Source organism: Streptomyces sp. NPDC054765 (assembly GCF_053612065.1).
In genome coordinates, this window is record NZ_JBSHBP010000062.1 from 1 (window position 1) to 15,999 (window position 15,999).

Below are 15,999 nucleotides of genomic sequence, written 5' to 3' on the forward strand. Positions count from 1 at the left end.
CCCGACGATCACGCCACCTGCCAGAGTGAGGACCTCACCGACGCATCACACCAGCCCCACTGAACTGCGGAAACGAGCTTGGCGGAGCCTCACTGTTCGTCCCACTCGCCATGCGGTTTGCTCGTTGAGGGCTCCGGCCGGCCGCCTCCCCGGACGCCCGGCCGGGGCCGCCGCCGTCACCCCGCCGACCGATTCCGAGAGGCTGCAGCCGTGAATCCGAACCAACCCACCACCCCGCCCTACCTCACCGGACACATGGCCCCGGTTCCCGACGAGACGGAGGCCCGGGATCTGCCCGTGACCGGCACACTGCCACCCGAACTGACCGGGCGCTATATCCGCAACGGACCCAACCCACGGCCCGGCGAGGACCCCGGTCACTGGTTCGGTGGGCACGGCATGCTGCACGGCATCCGGCTAAGCGGCGGCCGTGCCGAGTGGTACCGCAACAGATGGGTGCGCACCAGCCTGCTCGCGGGCACGCCGCCGCTCGGGGGCGGGAGCGGCCGGCCCGATCGTCGCGCGGTCACCGCCAACACGCATGTGATGGAGCACCACGGCAAGCTTCTCGCGCTGGTGGAGAACGGCTTTCCCCATGAGGTCACCCGGGACTTGTCCACCGTCGGGCCGTGCGACTTCGGAGGCCGGCTCACGACGGCGATGACCGCTCACCCCAAGTCCGACCCGGCCACCGGCGAACTCCACTTCTTCGGCTACGGACTCCGGCCCCCCTACCTCACCTATCACCGCCTCTCGGCGGACGGGCGGCTCGTCATCAGCGCGGAGATCGCGGTGCGAGCGCCGACGATGATGCACGACTTCGCGCTGACCGAGCACCACGCCGTCTTCCTCGACCTGCCCATGGTCCACCGGCCGGGCGCACGGCTGCCGTTCGCCTGGGACGAGAGCCACGGCGCCAAGCTCGGTGTCATGTCCTTGCGCGATCCCTGCGAGGTGCGGTGGTTCGCGATCGACCCCTGCTACGTGTTCCACGTGGGCAACGCCCACGAGGACGCCCAGGGCCGCATCGTCATCGACGTCTGCCGGTACGGGGCGGAGCACGCGGACGCCATGTGGGGCCGCATCGGCCCACGCGGCGCGAAGCCGGGAGCCGACACGGAAGCCGCCTTCGCGCGCCTGCACCGGTGGACCGTCGACCCGGCCGTGGGACGAGTCACCGAGAGCCCCCTGATGGACCGGGGCGCGGAGTTCCCGACGATCGACGACGACAGGACAGGACGCCCCAACCGCCACCTGTACGCGGTGGCTTCACCGGTGACGTCCGGCGCACGCGCGGGCATCCTGCGCTACGACACCCGTACCGGCGCCACGGCCGTCCATGAACTGCCGGCCGGCGTACATCCGGGCGAGGCCGTCTTCGTGCCGAGCGCCGCGCCGGGCCGCGACGAGGCCGACGGCTGGCTGCTGACCATCACGACCACACACGACGGGAAGGCGTCGCAACTCCTCGTGCTGGACGCGACGGACGTGGCCGGCGCGCCCGTCGCCGCCGTCACGCTGCCGCGCGGTGTGCCCGCCGGGTTCCACGGCTCGTGGTTCCCCGATCAGCCGGAAGCGGCCTGAACTGCCCTGCTCGGCAGCGGCAATGCGCGCGCACCGCATCCGTGACGCTCCGCGCGGACACACCGCGCCCTCGCCCCTGTGCCCCCGCGACACCACGAGATCCCGGACCTGTCGCCGCGGAACAGCGCACGGCCAACAGGCCGCCCTTAGTGTGAAACACACCGTCGGCCCGCGCACACCGCCGGGCCCCACCACCCCGCCCCGAAGGAGACCCATGCAGTCTCGACGTCTGCTCGCCGGAGCCGCTGTCGCCCTCGCCCTCGTCGGAACCGGGGTCGCCACGGCCACCACGGCCCAGGCGAGCCCCCAGCAGTCCCAGAGCGTCTGTGACGACCTCCGGGCGAGGTACGAGCAGGCACACGACGCGGCCATGGCGGCCCAGCAGCAGGGCGCGCCCGCGGACCAGGTCCGTGCCCTCATGGAGCAGGCCGAGGCGGCCGACGCCGCCTACAAGAACGCAGGCTGCGCCTGAGCGCACCCGTTCTCCGAGGCCGAGGTCCGGCTGCCCGGCCCGTGGGGGCGCCGGGTGGCCGGACCTCTGTGTCAGGGCCGTGCACGGGGACGTGACGCCGTGCACGGGGACGTGACGCCGTGCACGGCCGCGGTCCGCGCGGTCCCTGCGGACCGGAACCTCAGTCCGCCGGCGAAGCCGGGCCCGGACACACCATGCGAAGGAAGACACCGAGGACATGAGCAGTGACCCGGCCAACTACACCACCGCGGTACTGGAGCGACTGCGGGCGAAGGGCGACCGCGACTCGATCGTGTTCGGAGCCCGGCGGCTCAGTGGCGACGAAGCCTCCGAGAAGGTCCTGGAGTTCGCCGCGGCACTGCGCGCCGCGGGACTGGAACCGGGAGACGGGGTGGCACTGTTCACGCACAACTCCCCGGAAGCGGTGCTGCTCGAACTCGCCGTGCACTTCGTGGGCTGCCGACTGGTCTTCGTGCCGCTCGCACTCGGCGGGAGCGAACTCGAAGGCCTGATCAGGCGCGCCGACGTCAAGGCGTTGCTGTTCGATCCCGCTCTCGCCGACCGGGCCCTGCCGGTCACCACGCGAGTGGGTGTTCCCCACGTCTTCAGCATCGGAACGTGCCCCGGGGCATCCGACTTCCCGGCCGCGGCGTCCGGCCGGGAAGGCCTCACACCGGGCGAGGCCGCCGGCGCCGGCCACGTGGCCACCCTCTTCTACACGGGTGGCACCACGGGCGAGCCCAAACTGGTCGTGCACCGCCACGCCTATTACGAGGAGCTGGCGCGCGACGCGTACGGCTACCTGCCCGCCGCGACGGAGCCCGTCCTGCTCACCTCCACACCGGTGACGCACGCCAGCGGCCACCGGACCCTCCTCGTGGGCATGCTGACCGGGCAGACCGTCGTGCTGACGAGGTCGTTCGACGCGGGCACCGTGCTGTCCCTGATGGAGAGCGAACGCGTCACCGGGGTGATGCTGGTAACGCCGTGGCTGTACGAACTGCTCGACCACCCCAGCTGCCTCCCACACCGCTTCCCCGCCCTGCGGAGGATCTACTACAGCGGCTCAGCCGCCTCTCCCGAGCGCCTGTGCCAGGCGGTCGAACGCTTCGGGCCCGTGATGCACCAGATCTACGGCGCGTCGGAGACCGGCAGCATCGCCGAACTCGCCCCGCGGGAGCACGACCTGAGCAGGCCGAGGACCCTCAGCGGTTGCGGACGACCGTCCAGGGGAGTGGAGGTCGAGGTGCGCGACGAGGACGGCAAGCGGGTCCCGGCGGGTGACCTCGGCGAGCTGTACCTGCGTGCCCGCAGCGTCATGGAGGGCTACTGGAAGGACCCGGAGCGCACCGCGGAAGTGCTGGACGACGACGGCTGGTTCCGCAGCGGCGACATCGCGCACCAGGACGAGGACGGCCACCTGTACCTGGTCGACAGGGCCCGGGACGTCATCGTGTCGGGCCGCACGGCGGGCAACGTCTACTCCCGCCTCCTCGACGACTTCCTCGCTACGTACCCCGGCATCCGCGAGGGCGCCGCCGTCGGCCTGGCGGACCGCGAACGCAAGGAGACGGTGCACGCGGTACTGGTGCTCCAGGACCCGGACGCCACACCGGATCTGCCGGCCCTGACGGACGCGATCACCGAGGCGCTCGGCGAGTTGTACGCCCCCTCCTCCTACTCCTTCGCCGACGTCTTGCCGCGTACGGCCGTCGGCAAGACCGACAAGAAGGCCCTGCGCGCAGCCCTGACACCGGCCCGGTTGTGACCCGTTCGGGCCGTGACGCCGCCTCCGGCCGTGCTTCGGGGCGCTGGATCACCGGCTCACAGGCCGCGTGCACCGCCGACGGCCCGGCGCGGTGCGCGACAGGGTGTGTGTGACCCACAGGACGGGGGGAGTGGCCTGTCCCGGCTGGACAGAGGGAGGGCGCTGCCGCGCTCCTACGCTCACAACGGCACGTCGTTTTTTTCGGGAGAGGCAGTAACAGCAACCACTTCCCACGGCGGCCCGTCTAGCGCGGCACGCGTCATCACACACCGCACGGAGGAGTGGCGAGAATGAACACATCGCCGGGTCGGCGCGCACACGCCGTTGTTGTCGGAGGCTCGATCGGGGGCATACTGATGGCCCGTGTGCTCAGCGAGTTCCACGACCGTGTCACCGTGATCGAGCGGGACCGGTTTCCTGAGTATCCGTCGACACGCCGGGGCACCCCCCAGAGCCGCCAGGTCCACGCGCTCCTCGCGCGAGGCAGGGTGGTGCTGGAGGATCTCTTCCCAGGCCTGACCGATGAGTTGGTGGCTGCCGGCGCGCCGCTCGCAGACATGCAGTCGGACATGCACTGGTACCAGGACGGCATGCTGATGAAACCGGCCCCGTCCGGCTTGCGCGGTCTGGGAGTGAGCCGTCCACTCCTCGAGCACGCCATTCGGTCCCGTGTGCGGGACATCTCCGGTGTGACGTTCATGGACCGGTGCGTCGTACAGGGCCTGACCGGGTCTCGGGACGGCAGCCGGGTCACGGGGGTCCGGCTCCGCGCCGACGGCGCAGCCGCCGATTCGGGACTGGTGGCCGACCTGGTCGTCGACATGTCGGGACGGGGGTCGCGTTCTCCGGCGTGGCTTGAAGACCTCGGATACGGTCGCCCCTACGAGGAGACCGTGCGTGTACGGACGACGTATGTGGCACGGGTCTATCAGCGGGAGTCCCATCATCTGGGCGGGCGGTGCCTGACCGCGTGCTCCGCCTTCCCGGGCACACCGCGAAGCGCCATCGCGATCGCCCAGGAAGGCGGCCTGCTCACCCTCTCACTCGGGGGCTGGCTGGGCGTGACGCCGCCGACCGACGACGCCGGCGCCCTCGCTCACGCGGAGAGCCTTGCCACGCCCGACTTCGCCGAGATCATCCGCACGGGGAAGCCTGTGACCGAACCGGCGCTGATGCGCTTTCCCGCCGGCATCCGGAAGCGTTATGAGGATCTTCCGAGCCTCCCCGGTGGATACCTCGTGGCCGGGGACGCACTGTGCAGCTTCAACCCCTTCTACGGGCAAGGGATGACCGTGGCTGCGCTCCAGGCTGTGCTTCTGAGGGACCTCCTGGACGACGACCACAACGATCCAGGCCCGGCATTCCTCCGAGCCGCCGCCCGGGTGCTCGACACCCCTTGGAACATCGCGGTCGCCGGAGACCTCAGATATCCCGAGGTGGACGGAGTGCGCACCGCGCAGATGCGGCAGTTCGCCGACTACCTCACGCGCTTCCGCAGGGCCGCTCAGGACGACGCACACCTGGGTGCCCTGCTCCTTCGCGTGACGAACATGATGGACGACCCCGCTGTCCTGGCCGCGCCGGACGCGGCGGAGCGGGTCGAGGCCGCGCTCGCCGGACGCCGTTCCGTGCTGTGAGGCGATCCGGGCCTCCGGCTGGGGTTCTGCCGGCGGCGCCTGCGTCGCTTCACAGGTGTGACCGCCTGTGGCGGAGCGCCGGTCCAGCGGGGCGGTGACGGGGCTCCGCGCGATGTCCGCTTCCCAGTGCAGCGTGCTGAGGCTGATCTCGCTCCGCTCGTTTCAGCGCGCGCTCCGACTACTTCAGGCGTACGGGAAGTGCGGCCAGGCCGTTCATGATCATGGATGGTGTCCTGAACAGGTCTTCCGTGGGTACGGCCAGGCGAAGATCGGGGAAGCGGTCCAGAAGCGTACGGAGTACGGTCCGTGCTTCGATCCGGGCGAGGGGTGCGCCGAGGCAGTGGTGGATTCCGTGGCCGAAAGCGACGTGGGCGGGGCCTTCGCGGGTGATGTCCAGTCCGGTGCCGGAAGGGAACCGCCTGTCGTCCCGATTGGCCGCCAGCAGTGCGAAGTAGACTACCGCTCCCTCGGGGAGTGTTACCCCGCCCACTTCGACGGGCTGCGCCGTTCGGTAGGGCGTGGTGGTCTGCACGGGGCTGTCGTACCGCAACAGCTCCTCGATCGCCCCGTCAAGGAGCTCCGGTCGTTCCCGAAGCAGGTCGAGCTGGCCGGGATGGTCCAGCAGGGCGTGTACACCGTTGCCGATCAGATTGACGGTCGTCTCGTGTCCTGCGATCAGCAAAAGGAAGATCATCGAGGTCAGTTCGTCCTCGGTGAGACCTTCCCCCTCGTCGCGCGCGCTGATCAACGTGGAGAGCAGGTCGTCCTGCGGTGTGTGCCGTCTCTTGACGATCAGCCAGCGGCTGTAGTCGAGCAGCGAGGTGACGGACCGCAGGTAATCCTGAGGGCTGTAGATTCCGGGTGACACCACAGCAGCCGTCCAGGAGCGGAATTCAGTGCGGTCCTCCTCAGGGACGCCGATGAGCTCACAGATGACGTTGAGGGGCAGCGGATAGGCCAGTGCGGTGATCAGGTCCACGTACTCCGGTCCCTGAGCCGCGTCCAGCAGCTCGTCCGTCATCTGCTGTATACGCGGCGCCAGTTCCTCGACTCTGCGTCGGGTGAAGGCCGAGGTCACCAGTTTGCGCAGCCGGGTGTGGACGGACGGGTCGCTGTTGAGCATGTGTGAATGCACTGCGCGCGCCGTCTCTTCCGGCAGCGTGCTTATGTACGCTGCCGCTCCCCACCCGCCCTTGACGATGCGCGGGTCGGCCAGCAGTGCTCGCGTCTCCTCGGAGCCGGTCACGAGCCAGCCCACAGTCCCGGACGGCGCTGTGATCGGGTGAACGGGCCCCTGAGCGGCGAGAGCTGTGTACAGCTCGTGCCGTCTGTTTCCGGCGACGGCGGCGAAGGGGCTCGGTTCGGCTTGTGCGTTCACGTTGTTGCTCTCTCTTCTCTTTCTTCCCGGTGCTGGGTGTGCGGCGTGTGGGACAAAGGCACACGGTGGTGTGGACGTGGAGTTCTTTGGGGAATCGCCCTCAGCTGCCGTGTTGCCCGGCTGAACACCTCATGCGGCGGGGGGCCGATGTGGCCGGAGCGGCACTGCCGAAGAAAGCGCCGACGCCCTGAGCCAGTCCCGCCTTCGGCTGGTCGACCCGCGGTCAGCCGAGGCGGACGGCGGGTCTTCTGTGCCATCCGGCGTCAGAAGGCCTGCGTGTTTCCCCCGAGAGACAGCGAGTGTGTCTCCCTCGCCGTGAGTGTCCGCCAGGAGGAATGCCCCCGCTTCATCGGAGGGTTCCCACTCGTCAAAGCCTAGGCCTTATGCCGGGCCCGTCGGTGGTGTCTTCTCGTCGGTGCACAGTTTCCTGACCGAAAGGGCGTGAAATGGGCGGCCAGGCGCACCGGGCCAGGACTTCGGTGGGCAAGGGAGGAGAAACCGCGTTGGATGCCACCGTAACGAAACCGGGGTGGAGCAGCCGGGCTGTGTGTGACCACGGGAGGTGTGCATGTGGTCAGTTCGGTGCGGTGCCAGGTGTGTCCCGCGGGAGGTGACCCCTTGGGCGCGATGAGTCCCGGTCGGGTCGCGTCCGTCCGATCCGTCCTGTCGCTTTCCCACAACTGTGCTTCTTTTCGCGGTACTTCACACACACGAGTGGCCGGTGCGTATTCCCTAGAGTAATGGTGGCTCGAGAGGCTGTTCCGGATCGGCCGGCCAACCCGTTGGTCCGTGACCGGATTACGTGGATCTGTTGTACCGGTGGGCGGGTTTCCTGAACCCGGCTCCGGTGGGCCGACGGCCGTGATCGGTCATGTCCGCATTCCGGGGTTTTTCGAGTCCGCTCAAGAATCTGCAGAATTTCCCGATCAGAAAGAGATGTGCCCAGATGGTACGAATCAGTCGGACGCGGAAGAAGATCGTCGCGGCGGCCGTGACGGCAATGGCAGCGGCCACGCTCGGCATGGCTTCCAGTGGGCAGGCGTCCGCGGCCGAGCCGTGCGGGGGACCGGGCTCGGGCCTCATGTGTGTCTACACCGACAATGATTACCAGGGGGCGGCTTCACAGACCGCCACCAGCAGCTTCTCCGATCTCTCCGGAACGGGGATGAACGACGCGATCTCCTCGATAGCGAATTTCACGTCCCGGGACATGTGTTTCTACGCGGACCCGAACTACCAGGGGGACACCCTTGTCATTCCGGCCGGCTTCGAGGCGTCCAATGTGACGAACCTGCCTCATTTCTCGATGAATGACAGGATCTCCTCCTACAGGCCATGCCCCTGGGCATCGCAGTCCCACACGTCGTAAGGGCATGTGATCTGTCGCGGGGGCGCCGCTGTGTCCTGGCCGTCTGGGTGAGGCCGACGTAGGGGCGCCCGGCACGCCGCGGCCCGCGCCGGCCCCGGCCGTACCATCCGGCCGGGGCTCCCGCACCCCTTCGTCCATGCGGCGCCCGGTTCCGGCGTCGTGAGCCGCCGCCAGGTGTGCGTCTGTACGGACAAGGGCGGTCGGACCGTGGGCCCAGCGCCGCGGTGCGGGATCGCGACGGGCACTCTCCTGCGGCGAGGGCTGTGGCTCAGCGCCAGTCCGTGGCGTTGGCCGCCGCCGACCCGCGCGCGTCGGGGCTCCCGCGGTCCTGGCCGAGCGTCAGCCGATACGTCACGTCATGGAGGCAGGGCAGTGGAATTGCAGTGGGAACGTCTTGTCGGTGTGTGGACTCTTATCAGTGTCACCGACCTCGACGGCGAGGGGCACGTACGCTCCAGGCCCTACGGCGAGGCGCCACAAGGGCAGCTGATCTATACGCGGGACGCACGCATGGCCGTCGTCATCGTCGGCCGGGGTCCGGCCCCCGCGGTGGCGTACGTGGGACGAGTGATCGCCGAAGGTGAACTGGTACGGCACGTGGTGGACGTCGGCCTGCCGCCCTTCACCGAGGACCAGGAACGCTACGCCCGTTTCGATGAGCGGCCCGGCCAGTTGGTCCTGGCGACCGACCGCCCCGGCCGGCCCCGTATCGAACTGGTCTGGACGCGGAGGGTGAACGGGACGGAACCAGTGGGGCGTTGAGCCCTCTTCTCGGTGTACGGAGGTCACTGTCCCGTCGCGGGGCGGCGCGCTGCTCCGCGACGCGCGTTTCAGGCTTCGGTCCCATCCGCACCGAACGCCGGGCCCAGGAGGGCCGACCACGCCGACGCGTTCAGGGCCGCAGGGGTGTCGTCGATGCCGAGCACCCCGAAGCCGCCACTGAGATGCAGCACGGTCTGACCGTGCGCCGTCGCCCACAGGAAGCGGGCGATGTGGGCGGCGGGTGCGGCGGAGGGAAGTGCACCGGCCCGCTGTGCCTGTTGCACGAAATCGATCATCGGCTCGAACGATGCCCGCTGCGCTTCCTCGGTCTGGCCCCGATAACGATCGGTGAACATGATCTCGAAGAGTTCCGGATAATCGATCGCGAACCGCATGTAGGACACACCGAAAAGGCGGAGCTGGGCTATCGGCCCTGCGGCGTCGCTCAAGGATTCCCCCAGCATTCGCAGCAGTTTCTCGTACCCCCGAGCGGCTACCGCGCCGAGCAGGGCGTCCCGGTTCTCGAAATGGCGGTACGGCGCCGCCACGCTCACACCCACACGGCGCGCGAGTTCATGCAGGCTGAACCCGGCGGTGCCCTTCTCGGCGAGGAGTTTCTGCGCGCCTTCGACGAGGGTCTCTTTGAGTGCCCCGTGATGGTAACGGCCTCGCCCCCTGCTGGTCTGCTCCATGCTGGTGACGCTAACACTCCTCATTCGCTCCACGGGATGTGCACACTGTGCCGTCGCTGGTGCGGGACCTTTGCGAGGTGAACGGAACGATCGACTCGCGTCGTGGCACGTGTGGTCCGTGGAGTGCCGCGATGTCGTACTGCGCTTTCCGGTGTGGAGGCAGGGGCATACGGTTGGGTGTTCCGCGTTTCTCCCGCCTATCGGGTGCGAGCCGGCGCTGCCTCGCCTCTTTACGGTCCCGTGTTCGGGCTCAGGCCCGCTGATTCCCCGAACGCTCCCGGGGACGCCGGAGTCGTGATCGGCACGGGCACCGGACCGGGAGATCTCCGTGATAAGTGGGAGAACCACAGTCACGGCGATGCTGCCTGTGGGCCGGAGCCATCCAGTGTGCGCCGCGCGCCGCCTACGCTGGCCGTACGCGTGATCGTGGCCCGTTCCGATCATGCCGGGCGGGACGCACGGAAGAGCCCACCGCCCGCCTCGTACGGGGCGGAGCGGCCCACCACGTCCGCGGCGCCTGGGTGGGTGGCGAGCCCGCGGTCCGTCACGGCGAAGCGGAACCACTGGTCACGGGTGGCGCTCGCGGCAGCGACGATGGCACTCGTGTCGGCCTGAGGGCGCCCCGGGCCGGCCACCGGCGGTCGCACCGTCCGATACCCCGTCCCAGGACCTCCCGCGCGCCGATGGCGCGGGCCGCGACGAAGACCGGCGCGAGAACGTGAAAACCGATCAGGAGACTGAACTGTGAGACAGCTGCACGGGATCGACGTCGAGCGGATGCGAGCCTTCGCGGATGCCGTCTTCGCCATTGCCATCACTCTCCTCGCGCTGGAGATGACCGTTCCCGAGGGGCTGCCCTCGCGGGAACTGGGCCACGCTTTGGAGAAGGCCCTTCCCACGGTCGCCGGCTACGCCCTCAGCTTCATCGTGGTCGGTGCGTTGTGGTTGTCCCACCACCGGCTCTTCGGCATGGTAAAGGTACTGGACGGATCGCTCCTCTACCTCGACATGGCATTCCTCGGGATCGTCGCGGCCCTGCCGTTCCCGACGAAACTGATCAGCGGCTATCACGGCAGCGCGATCGCCACGTCGGTCTACGCCATGACGATCTGCATTGCCGCGTGCCTGATCACAGCCATGTCCCTGCTGCTGCGCGGGCGCCCGGAGCTGCGCAAGAACGACATCTCGCGTGAGCTCGTCACCGGTTCGATGATGTCGTCTGCCACGGTCGCAGCCGTCTTCGCCACCTCGGTGCCGCTGGCGCTGGTCTCACCAAGCCTGACGGAGTACTGGTGGATCCTGGTCGTCCCCATACGGCGCTGGCTCAGCCGTCGGCCCCAGCCGGTCACCGAACCCGCCCCGTGATCGAGCGGCACCTGGTGAACGCGGTGCTGACGACCGGGAGAGACGTCGGCGTTCTTACTGCTTCTCCGGCACGGCCACCCGGCCGGGCCCACTCTGACGTACCGCTGGAGGAGCCGTTAGGGGCAACCCTGCTCAGGACTTCTCCCTCACCGTAGTGACCGACGCCCGGGTGACGGGGCTGGTCTTCGCGGGCACCCGCTGCACAGGCGTGCGCTACGTGCGCGGGGGCGAGGAGCATTCCGTCGCCGCGAAGACGGAGGTCGTCCTCGCGGCCGGCGCCATAGGCACACCGCACCTGCTGCTGCTCTCAGGGGTGGGTCCGGCCGACCAACTGCGCGCTCACGGCATCGACGTGGTGACGGACCTGCCCGGTGTGGGCGCACAGCTGAGCGACCACCCACTGGCGCTCACCTTCCACGTCGCGGGGCGTGCGATGCCCCCGCAGACGAACAACCACATCGAGGTCGCGGGCGCGCTGCGCACCGACGCCTCGCTCGCTGTCCCCGACGTGCAGGTGTTCTTCATGGACGTGGCGCTGGCGCTGCCCGGACGGCCCGGCTACGCCTTCGGGTTCAGCGCGATTGCACCGCACAGTCGCGGTTCGGTGTCGCTGCTGTCCGGCGATCCCGGCATCGCCCCGGCGATCGACCCCGGGCTCCTGCGCGACGAGCGCGACCTGACGACCATGGTCGCAGCGGCCCGCACCGTCCGGGCGATCGCCGCCGCCCCCGCGCTGGATGCCTGGCGCGGGCACGAGGCACTGCCGGGCCCGTCCGTCACGACGGAGGACCAACTCCGCTCCTGGCTGCGCCGAAAGACATCGACATACTTCCACCCGGTCGGCACGTGCCGCATGGGCAGCGTCACAGACACCCGTCTGCGCGTGCACGGCCTTCACGGCGTACGTGTGGTGGACGCCTCCGTCATGCCGTCCATCCCCGCCGCCAACCCTCATCCCACCGTCCTCGCGGTGGCAGAACGAGCCGCGGAACTCATCATCGCCGACTGCTCCTGAACCTCCGACGGCAGGTGTGGGCCTGCGCCCGGCTGCCCGCCGCTGTGGCGCTGACCTTCGTCACAGAGACGGCGGGAGGCTTCGGGAGCAGCCTCTTCGCCACTGCGGCTGAGCCGTCTCCGCCCATCTGTGCGGCACGAGTTCGGCGGCACGGTGCAACTGCCACCCCGGCCTGTGCTTCGAGGGCTTCCCGGACGGCCGCGCAATCGGTGGCAGCTCCACACCGACCACGTCCTCGCGTGTGGAGATCTCACAGCGTGTGCCGTGCGGGGTCTGCATAGGGTGATCCGTGTCAGCCCATTCCCGTGCGCGCAACCGGGTGCCCCTGACGTCCTCATGCTCTCCGCCTCACGGTCCCGTGCGGCCGGGCTACTTGGGCCAGGCCGAGGACATGCCCCACACCCGCGCGCTGGACGATCAGGAGAAGCACCATGAGCGTCATCACGTACGACTACGTCGTCGTCGGAGCCGGCACCGCGGGGTGCGTGCTGGCTGCAAGGCTCTCGGAGGCTCCGGACACGCGCGTGCTGCTCCTGGAGGCCGGCGAACGGGGCGGGCCCGAGGCGATGGCGTATCCGGACCCGCTGGCCTCTTTCAGCCTGTGGGGGTCGTCCGTGGACTGGGCGTACTCGACCACGGCACAGTCCGGAACCGAGGATGCTGTGCACGCGTGGCCGCGCGGCCGGGTGCTGGGCGGGTCGAGCGCCATCAACGGCATGGTGCACCACCGCGGCCACCCCGCGGGCTACGACGCCTGGGAGGCGCAGGGAGCGAGGGGCTGGAACCACAGCGCGCTGTTGCCGTTCTTCCGGCGCAGCGAATCCGCCGTAGGGCGTGACCCGGGTGTGCGCGGTACGGACGGACCCATGCGCATCGAGCCCGTCCCGGCTCCCGGCCCGCTCGCGGACGCGGCCTTCCGCGCCGCGGTCGAGGCGGGGCACAAGCCGCTGGAGGACGGCAACGGACGGGAGTCCGAAGGGGTCTCGTGGCGTGAGACGAACGTGGTGTCGGGGCGCCGGCAGAGCGCGGCCGACGCCTACCTTTTCCCGGTCCTCGACCGTCCCAACCTCACTGTCCTGACCGGCGCCCTCGTTCGCCGGCTCCTGGTCGAGGACGCACGTTGCCGCGGTGTGGAGTACGCCGTGGACGGGCAAGTGCGTACCGTTGTGGCCGAGCGCGAGACGGTACTGGCGGCAGGGGCGATCGGCTCGCCGCACCTCCTCATGCTGTCCGGGATCGGGCCCGCCGATCATCTCCGGAGCATCGGCCTGTCCGTGGCTGCCGACCTGCCGGGGGTCGGCGGCAACCTTCACGACCATGTGACCAGTTACGTGGTGCATGCCTCGCAGGAAACGCCGGGACCCGGTGGGTCTTCGGCCGAGGCGCAGGTGCTCTGCCGCAGTTCCGCGGATGTCGCACCCGACCTGCTGCTCCTCTTCGTGGGGGCCGCCGTTCGGCCCCGCTGGACCGGCGCGGACCCGGGCGGCTACTCGATCCTGTTCTCCCTCATGGACCCGGCGAGCCGGGGCACGCTCCGGCTACGCGACGGTGATCCGGCCACCTCTCCGTTGCTCGATCCGGCCTACCTCAGCGATGACCGTGACCTCGACCGCCTCATGGCCGGTCTGCGACTCGCGCGAGAGCTCGGCCGGACGGACGCGCTGGCGCCCTTCGGCTCGACCGAGCTCTTCCCGGGAGCCGGAGTCCGGGACGACGAGGCGTGCCGCGCCTACCTGCGCAGCACGGCGAGCACGTACTTCCACCCGGTGGGGACCTGCCGGATGGGCACGGACCCACTGGCCGTGGTCGACCCCGAGCTGCGCGTGCGTTCCACGGCGGGCCTGCGGGTCGCCGACGCCTCCGTGATGCCTTCCCTCGTGTCCGCCCCGACCAACGCGACGGTGCTGGCCATCGCCGAGCGCGCGGCGGAGCTGATCAGGACGGGCGCCGAGGCGTGAGCGGGCGGCCCGTCAGGCCGGAGGACGAGGCACTTCGCGTCGGCCGACACCGGCCACCGGCCTCCGGTCCCGGCCCCGCCCCCGGCCGCCGAGTCGCCGCGCCCACCCCGAACGACCCGCGCCGGCAAGGAGTGCCGGACGGTGACCCCTCGCCGTAAGGGAAGTTCGCGATGACCTCCGGCCCCGTTCCCGGCGCACGGCCCCCGGGACCCCGCCCGCCGTTCGACCCCGACCTCGTTCCGTTCCTGGAGCCCCTGACGGCGATGCTTCCTCCGCTGCTGCCGGACGGCATCGGCTCGGCGCGGCGGAACGCGAAGGAAATGAGCGTCCCGAGCTCGGAGTTGAGCCGATCAGGGGCGTTCGATGTCGAAGAGCACGCAGCCGGGACACATGGGGAGGGGCCCGGTGTCCGGCTGCTGATCTGCCGGCCCTCGGGGTCCACCGGCGCACTGCCGGCGCTCTACCACATCCACGGCGGCGGAATGGTCCTGGGCGACGCCACCTCCGGTCTGAGCGCCGTCCTGGACCTGGCCGGGGAACTGCGGCTCGCGGTCGTGTCGGTGGAGTACCGGCTCGCCCCGGAACACCCGTATCCCGCGGCGGTGGAGGACTGCTACGCGGGACTGCTGTGGCTGGTGCGCCACGCGGCTCAGACAGGCATCGATCCCACCAGGATCGTGATTGAGGGGGCGAGCTCCGGTGGCGGCCTCGCCGCGGCCGTAGCACTGATGGCGAGGGACCGCGGGGGCCCCGCGCTGCTGGGCCAGATGCTGTCGTGCCCGATGCTGGACGACCGCAACGACACCCCGTCCGGTCACCAGATGGACGGCGCGGGACTGTGGGACCGCACGTCCAATGCGACGGGGTGGAACGCGCTGCTCGCCGGACGGGCGGGCGGACTGGATGTACCACCGTACGCGGCTCCGGCGCGGGCCGCCGACCTCGGAGGACTGCCGCCCGCCTTCATCGATGTGGGCTCGGCGGAGACGTTCAGGGACGAGAGCGTCACGTACGCCTCCCGCCTGTGGCAGGCCGGCGGCCAGGCGGAACTGCACGTGTGGCCCGGAGGCTTCCACGGGTTCGCGGTCATGATCCCGCAGGCGCCGCTCTCGCGTGACGCGAAAGCGGCGCAGACCCGGTGGCTGCGGCGGCTGCTCGACCAGCACGGGTCGTGACGTGAACGCCTTTCCTCCCGCGCGTTCCGCGACCGCGCCCCGGGCCGACCCTGGGCGCGGTCGCGCGCCGACTCCGGCCCCGGGCCGGCCGGGGCGGTGGGGTCAATGGGTTCGGCGTGGCCGGCATGCCTGGTCAGAATGTCTGATTCGGGGAAGTGCACCAGGACGGGGCGGTTGGACTTTCGATGCACTCCCGATCATGGAGGATGCATCGAAGACCAGTGAGATCGTGTCCGAGGCCGTTGAGCCTCCGAAGGCTGCGTCGGTAGAGGCCATGGACGACCAGTTGACCGGTGGGCCGGGCCAAGGCGAAGGTCTGTGGCTGACCGGCGAGGGTGGGATGACCGACCATCCCGGCTGTGACAAGCACGATGGGGTTTCGGTCATCAGCCACGCCGAGGGCGCGATCAGCTACCTTGACGGTTGTCTTAACGGATGTTGGTGGATACGAACATCGACAATCCGAACCGAAAGGTGAGGCTGAGCTTCCTGGGGTGACCTTGGGCAGGTCATTCCCTGCAGGGCCTGGTCAGGGTGGCGGCTCTCGTGCGCTCTCGGGAGCCACGGCTGGGGGCCGGTCGTTCGCCGTGCCGTTTTGCTTGGTGGGGCCGACGCCGACGGTGTCCTACCTGCCCACGTGCAGGTCTTTGTCGGCGCCAGGAGCACGCGCTCAAATGGGGCGCTCTGGTTCGTGTGCCATAGGCTGGATGCGCAGGGTGTGAAAGGAAGACTTCGCTGAAGTACCGTGGAGTGACGCGGCTTTGGGGGAGTGCGGGTGGATACCGACGGCGTGGTCAACCCTGTGTCGGGGCAGCCGGGACTAG

Annotated in this window: 14 protein-coding genes and 1 pseudogene; 12 read left to right on the forward strand and 3 right to left on the reverse strand. The window is 69.7% G+C overall.

What is annotated here, in order from left to right:
* Positions 1–210: 210 nt before the first annotated feature.
* From ACWGJY_RS29675 to ACWGJY_RS29690, 4 genes are all read left to right on the forward strand, one after another.
* Complete coding sequence (locus ACWGJY_RS29675) at positions 211–1,584, forward strand: carotenoid oxygenase family protein (protein ID WP_453263945.1); 1,374 nt, start codon at positions 211–213, stop codon at positions 1,582–1,584.
* A 214-nt stretch (positions 1,585–1,798) separates the two neighbouring features.
* Positions 1,799–2,056, forward strand: coding sequence for a hypothetical protein (locus ACWGJY_RS29680; protein WP_453263946.1), 258 nt, complete (start codon positions 1,799–1,801; stop codon positions 2,054–2,056).
* A gap of 217 nt (positions 2,057–2,273) precedes the next feature.
* Positions 2,274–3,824 carry an AMP-binding protein gene (locus ACWGJY_RS29685; RefSeq protein WP_453263947.1) on the forward strand — a complete coding sequence of 517 codons (1,551 nt, stop codon included), beginning with the start codon at positions 2,274–2,276 and terminating at the stop codon, positions 3,822–3,824.
* A gap of 290 nt (positions 3,825–4,114) precedes the next feature.
* The gene (locus tag ACWGJY_RS29690) at positions 4,115–5,461 is read left to right on the forward strand and encodes an FAD-dependent oxidoreductase (RefSeq protein WP_453263948.1); all 1,347 of its coding nucleotides are present in this window, start codon (positions 4,115–4,117) and stop codon (positions 5,459–5,461) included.
* Between the two features lie 178 nt (positions 5,462–5,639).
* On the opposite strand, the gene ACWGJY_RS29695 is transcribed toward ACWGJY_RS29690, so the two are convergent.
* On the reverse strand, positions 5,640–6,839 hold the full coding sequence (locus ACWGJY_RS29695) for a cytochrome P450 family protein (RefSeq protein ID WP_453263949.1): 1,200 nt from the start codon (positions 6,837–6,839) through the stop codon (positions 5,640–5,642).
* A 946-nt stretch (positions 6,840–7,785) separates the two neighbouring features.
* On the opposite strand from ACWGJY_RS29695, the gene ACWGJY_RS29700 reads away from it, so the two are divergent.
* Together ACWGJY_RS29700 and ACWGJY_RS29705 are read left to right on the forward strand one after the other, a co-directional pair.
* Entirely contained in the window at positions 7,786–8,208 is a 423-nt protein-coding gene (locus tag ACWGJY_RS29700) for a peptidase inhibitor family I36 protein (protein WP_453263950.1), read from the forward strand.
* A 372-nt stretch (positions 8,209–8,580) separates the two neighbouring features.
* On the forward strand, positions 8,581–8,970 hold the full coding sequence (locus ACWGJY_RS29705; protein ID WP_453263951.1) for a lipocalin-like domain-containing protein: 390 nt from the start codon (positions 8,581–8,583) through the stop codon (positions 8,968–8,970).
* A gap of 68 nt (positions 8,971–9,038) precedes the next feature.
* Here the strand turns inward: ACWGJY_RS29705 and ACWGJY_RS29710 are convergent, their stop codons facing one another.
* Together ACWGJY_RS29710 and ACWGJY_RS29715 are read right to left on the reverse strand one after the other, a co-directional pair.
* Positions 9,039–9,662 (reverse strand): TetR/AcrR family transcriptional regulator, encoded by a 624-nt coding sequence (locus tag ACWGJY_RS29710; RefSeq protein WP_453263952.1) that lies wholly within the window; start codon positions 9,660–9,662, stop codon positions 9,039–9,041.
* A 440-nt stretch (positions 9,663–10,102) separates the two neighbouring features.
* A complete protein-coding gene (locus tag ACWGJY_RS29715) occupies positions 10,103–10,297 on the reverse strand; it encodes a hypothetical protein (protein WP_453263953.1) in 195 nt (64 codons plus the stop codon).
* Positions 10,298–10,406: 109 nt separating this feature from the next.
* Here ACWGJY_RS29715 and ACWGJY_RS29720 point away from each other — a divergent pair, with 109 nt between their 5' ends.
* The 6 genes and pseudogenes from ACWGJY_RS29720 to ACWGJY_RS29745 all read left to right on the forward strand — a co-directional run bounded on the left by ACWGJY_RS29720 (position 10,407) and on the right by ACWGJY_RS29745 (position 15,653).
* Complete coding sequence (locus ACWGJY_RS29720) at positions 10,407–11,027, forward strand: TMEM175 family protein (RefSeq protein ID WP_453263954.1); 621 nt, start codon at positions 10,407–10,409, stop codon at positions 11,025–11,027.
* Between the two features lie 148 nt (positions 11,028–11,175).
* A pseudogene (locus ACWGJY_RS29725) lies at positions 11,176–11,415 on the forward strand (GMC family oxidoreductase N-terminal domain-containing protein); the annotation flags it as partial.
* Positions 11,401–12,042 (forward strand): GMC oxidoreductase, encoded by a 642-nt coding sequence (locus tag ACWGJY_RS29730; protein WP_453263981.1) that lies wholly within the window; start codon positions 11,401–11,403, stop codon positions 12,040–12,042. The pseudogene ACWGJY_RS29725 and the gene ACWGJY_RS29730, both read left to right, overlap by 15 nt.
* Before the next feature lie 431 nt (positions 12,043–12,473).
* Complete coding sequence (locus tag ACWGJY_RS29735) at positions 12,474–14,000, forward strand: GMC family oxidoreductase (protein WP_453263955.1); 1,527 nt, start codon at positions 12,474–12,476, stop codon at positions 13,998–14,000.
* A 170-nt stretch (positions 14,001–14,170) separates the two neighbouring features.
* Positions 14,171–15,175 carry an alpha/beta hydrolase gene (locus ACWGJY_RS29740; protein WP_453263956.1) on the forward strand — a complete coding sequence of 335 codons (1,005 nt, stop codon included), beginning with the start codon at positions 14,171–14,173 and terminating at the stop codon, positions 15,173–15,175.
* Positions 15,176–15,374: 199 nt separating this feature from the next.
* Entirely contained in the window at positions 15,375–15,653 is a 279-nt protein-coding gene (locus ACWGJY_RS29745; protein WP_453263957.1) for a hypothetical protein, read from the forward strand.
* Positions 15,654–15,999 lie beyond the last annotated feature (346 nt).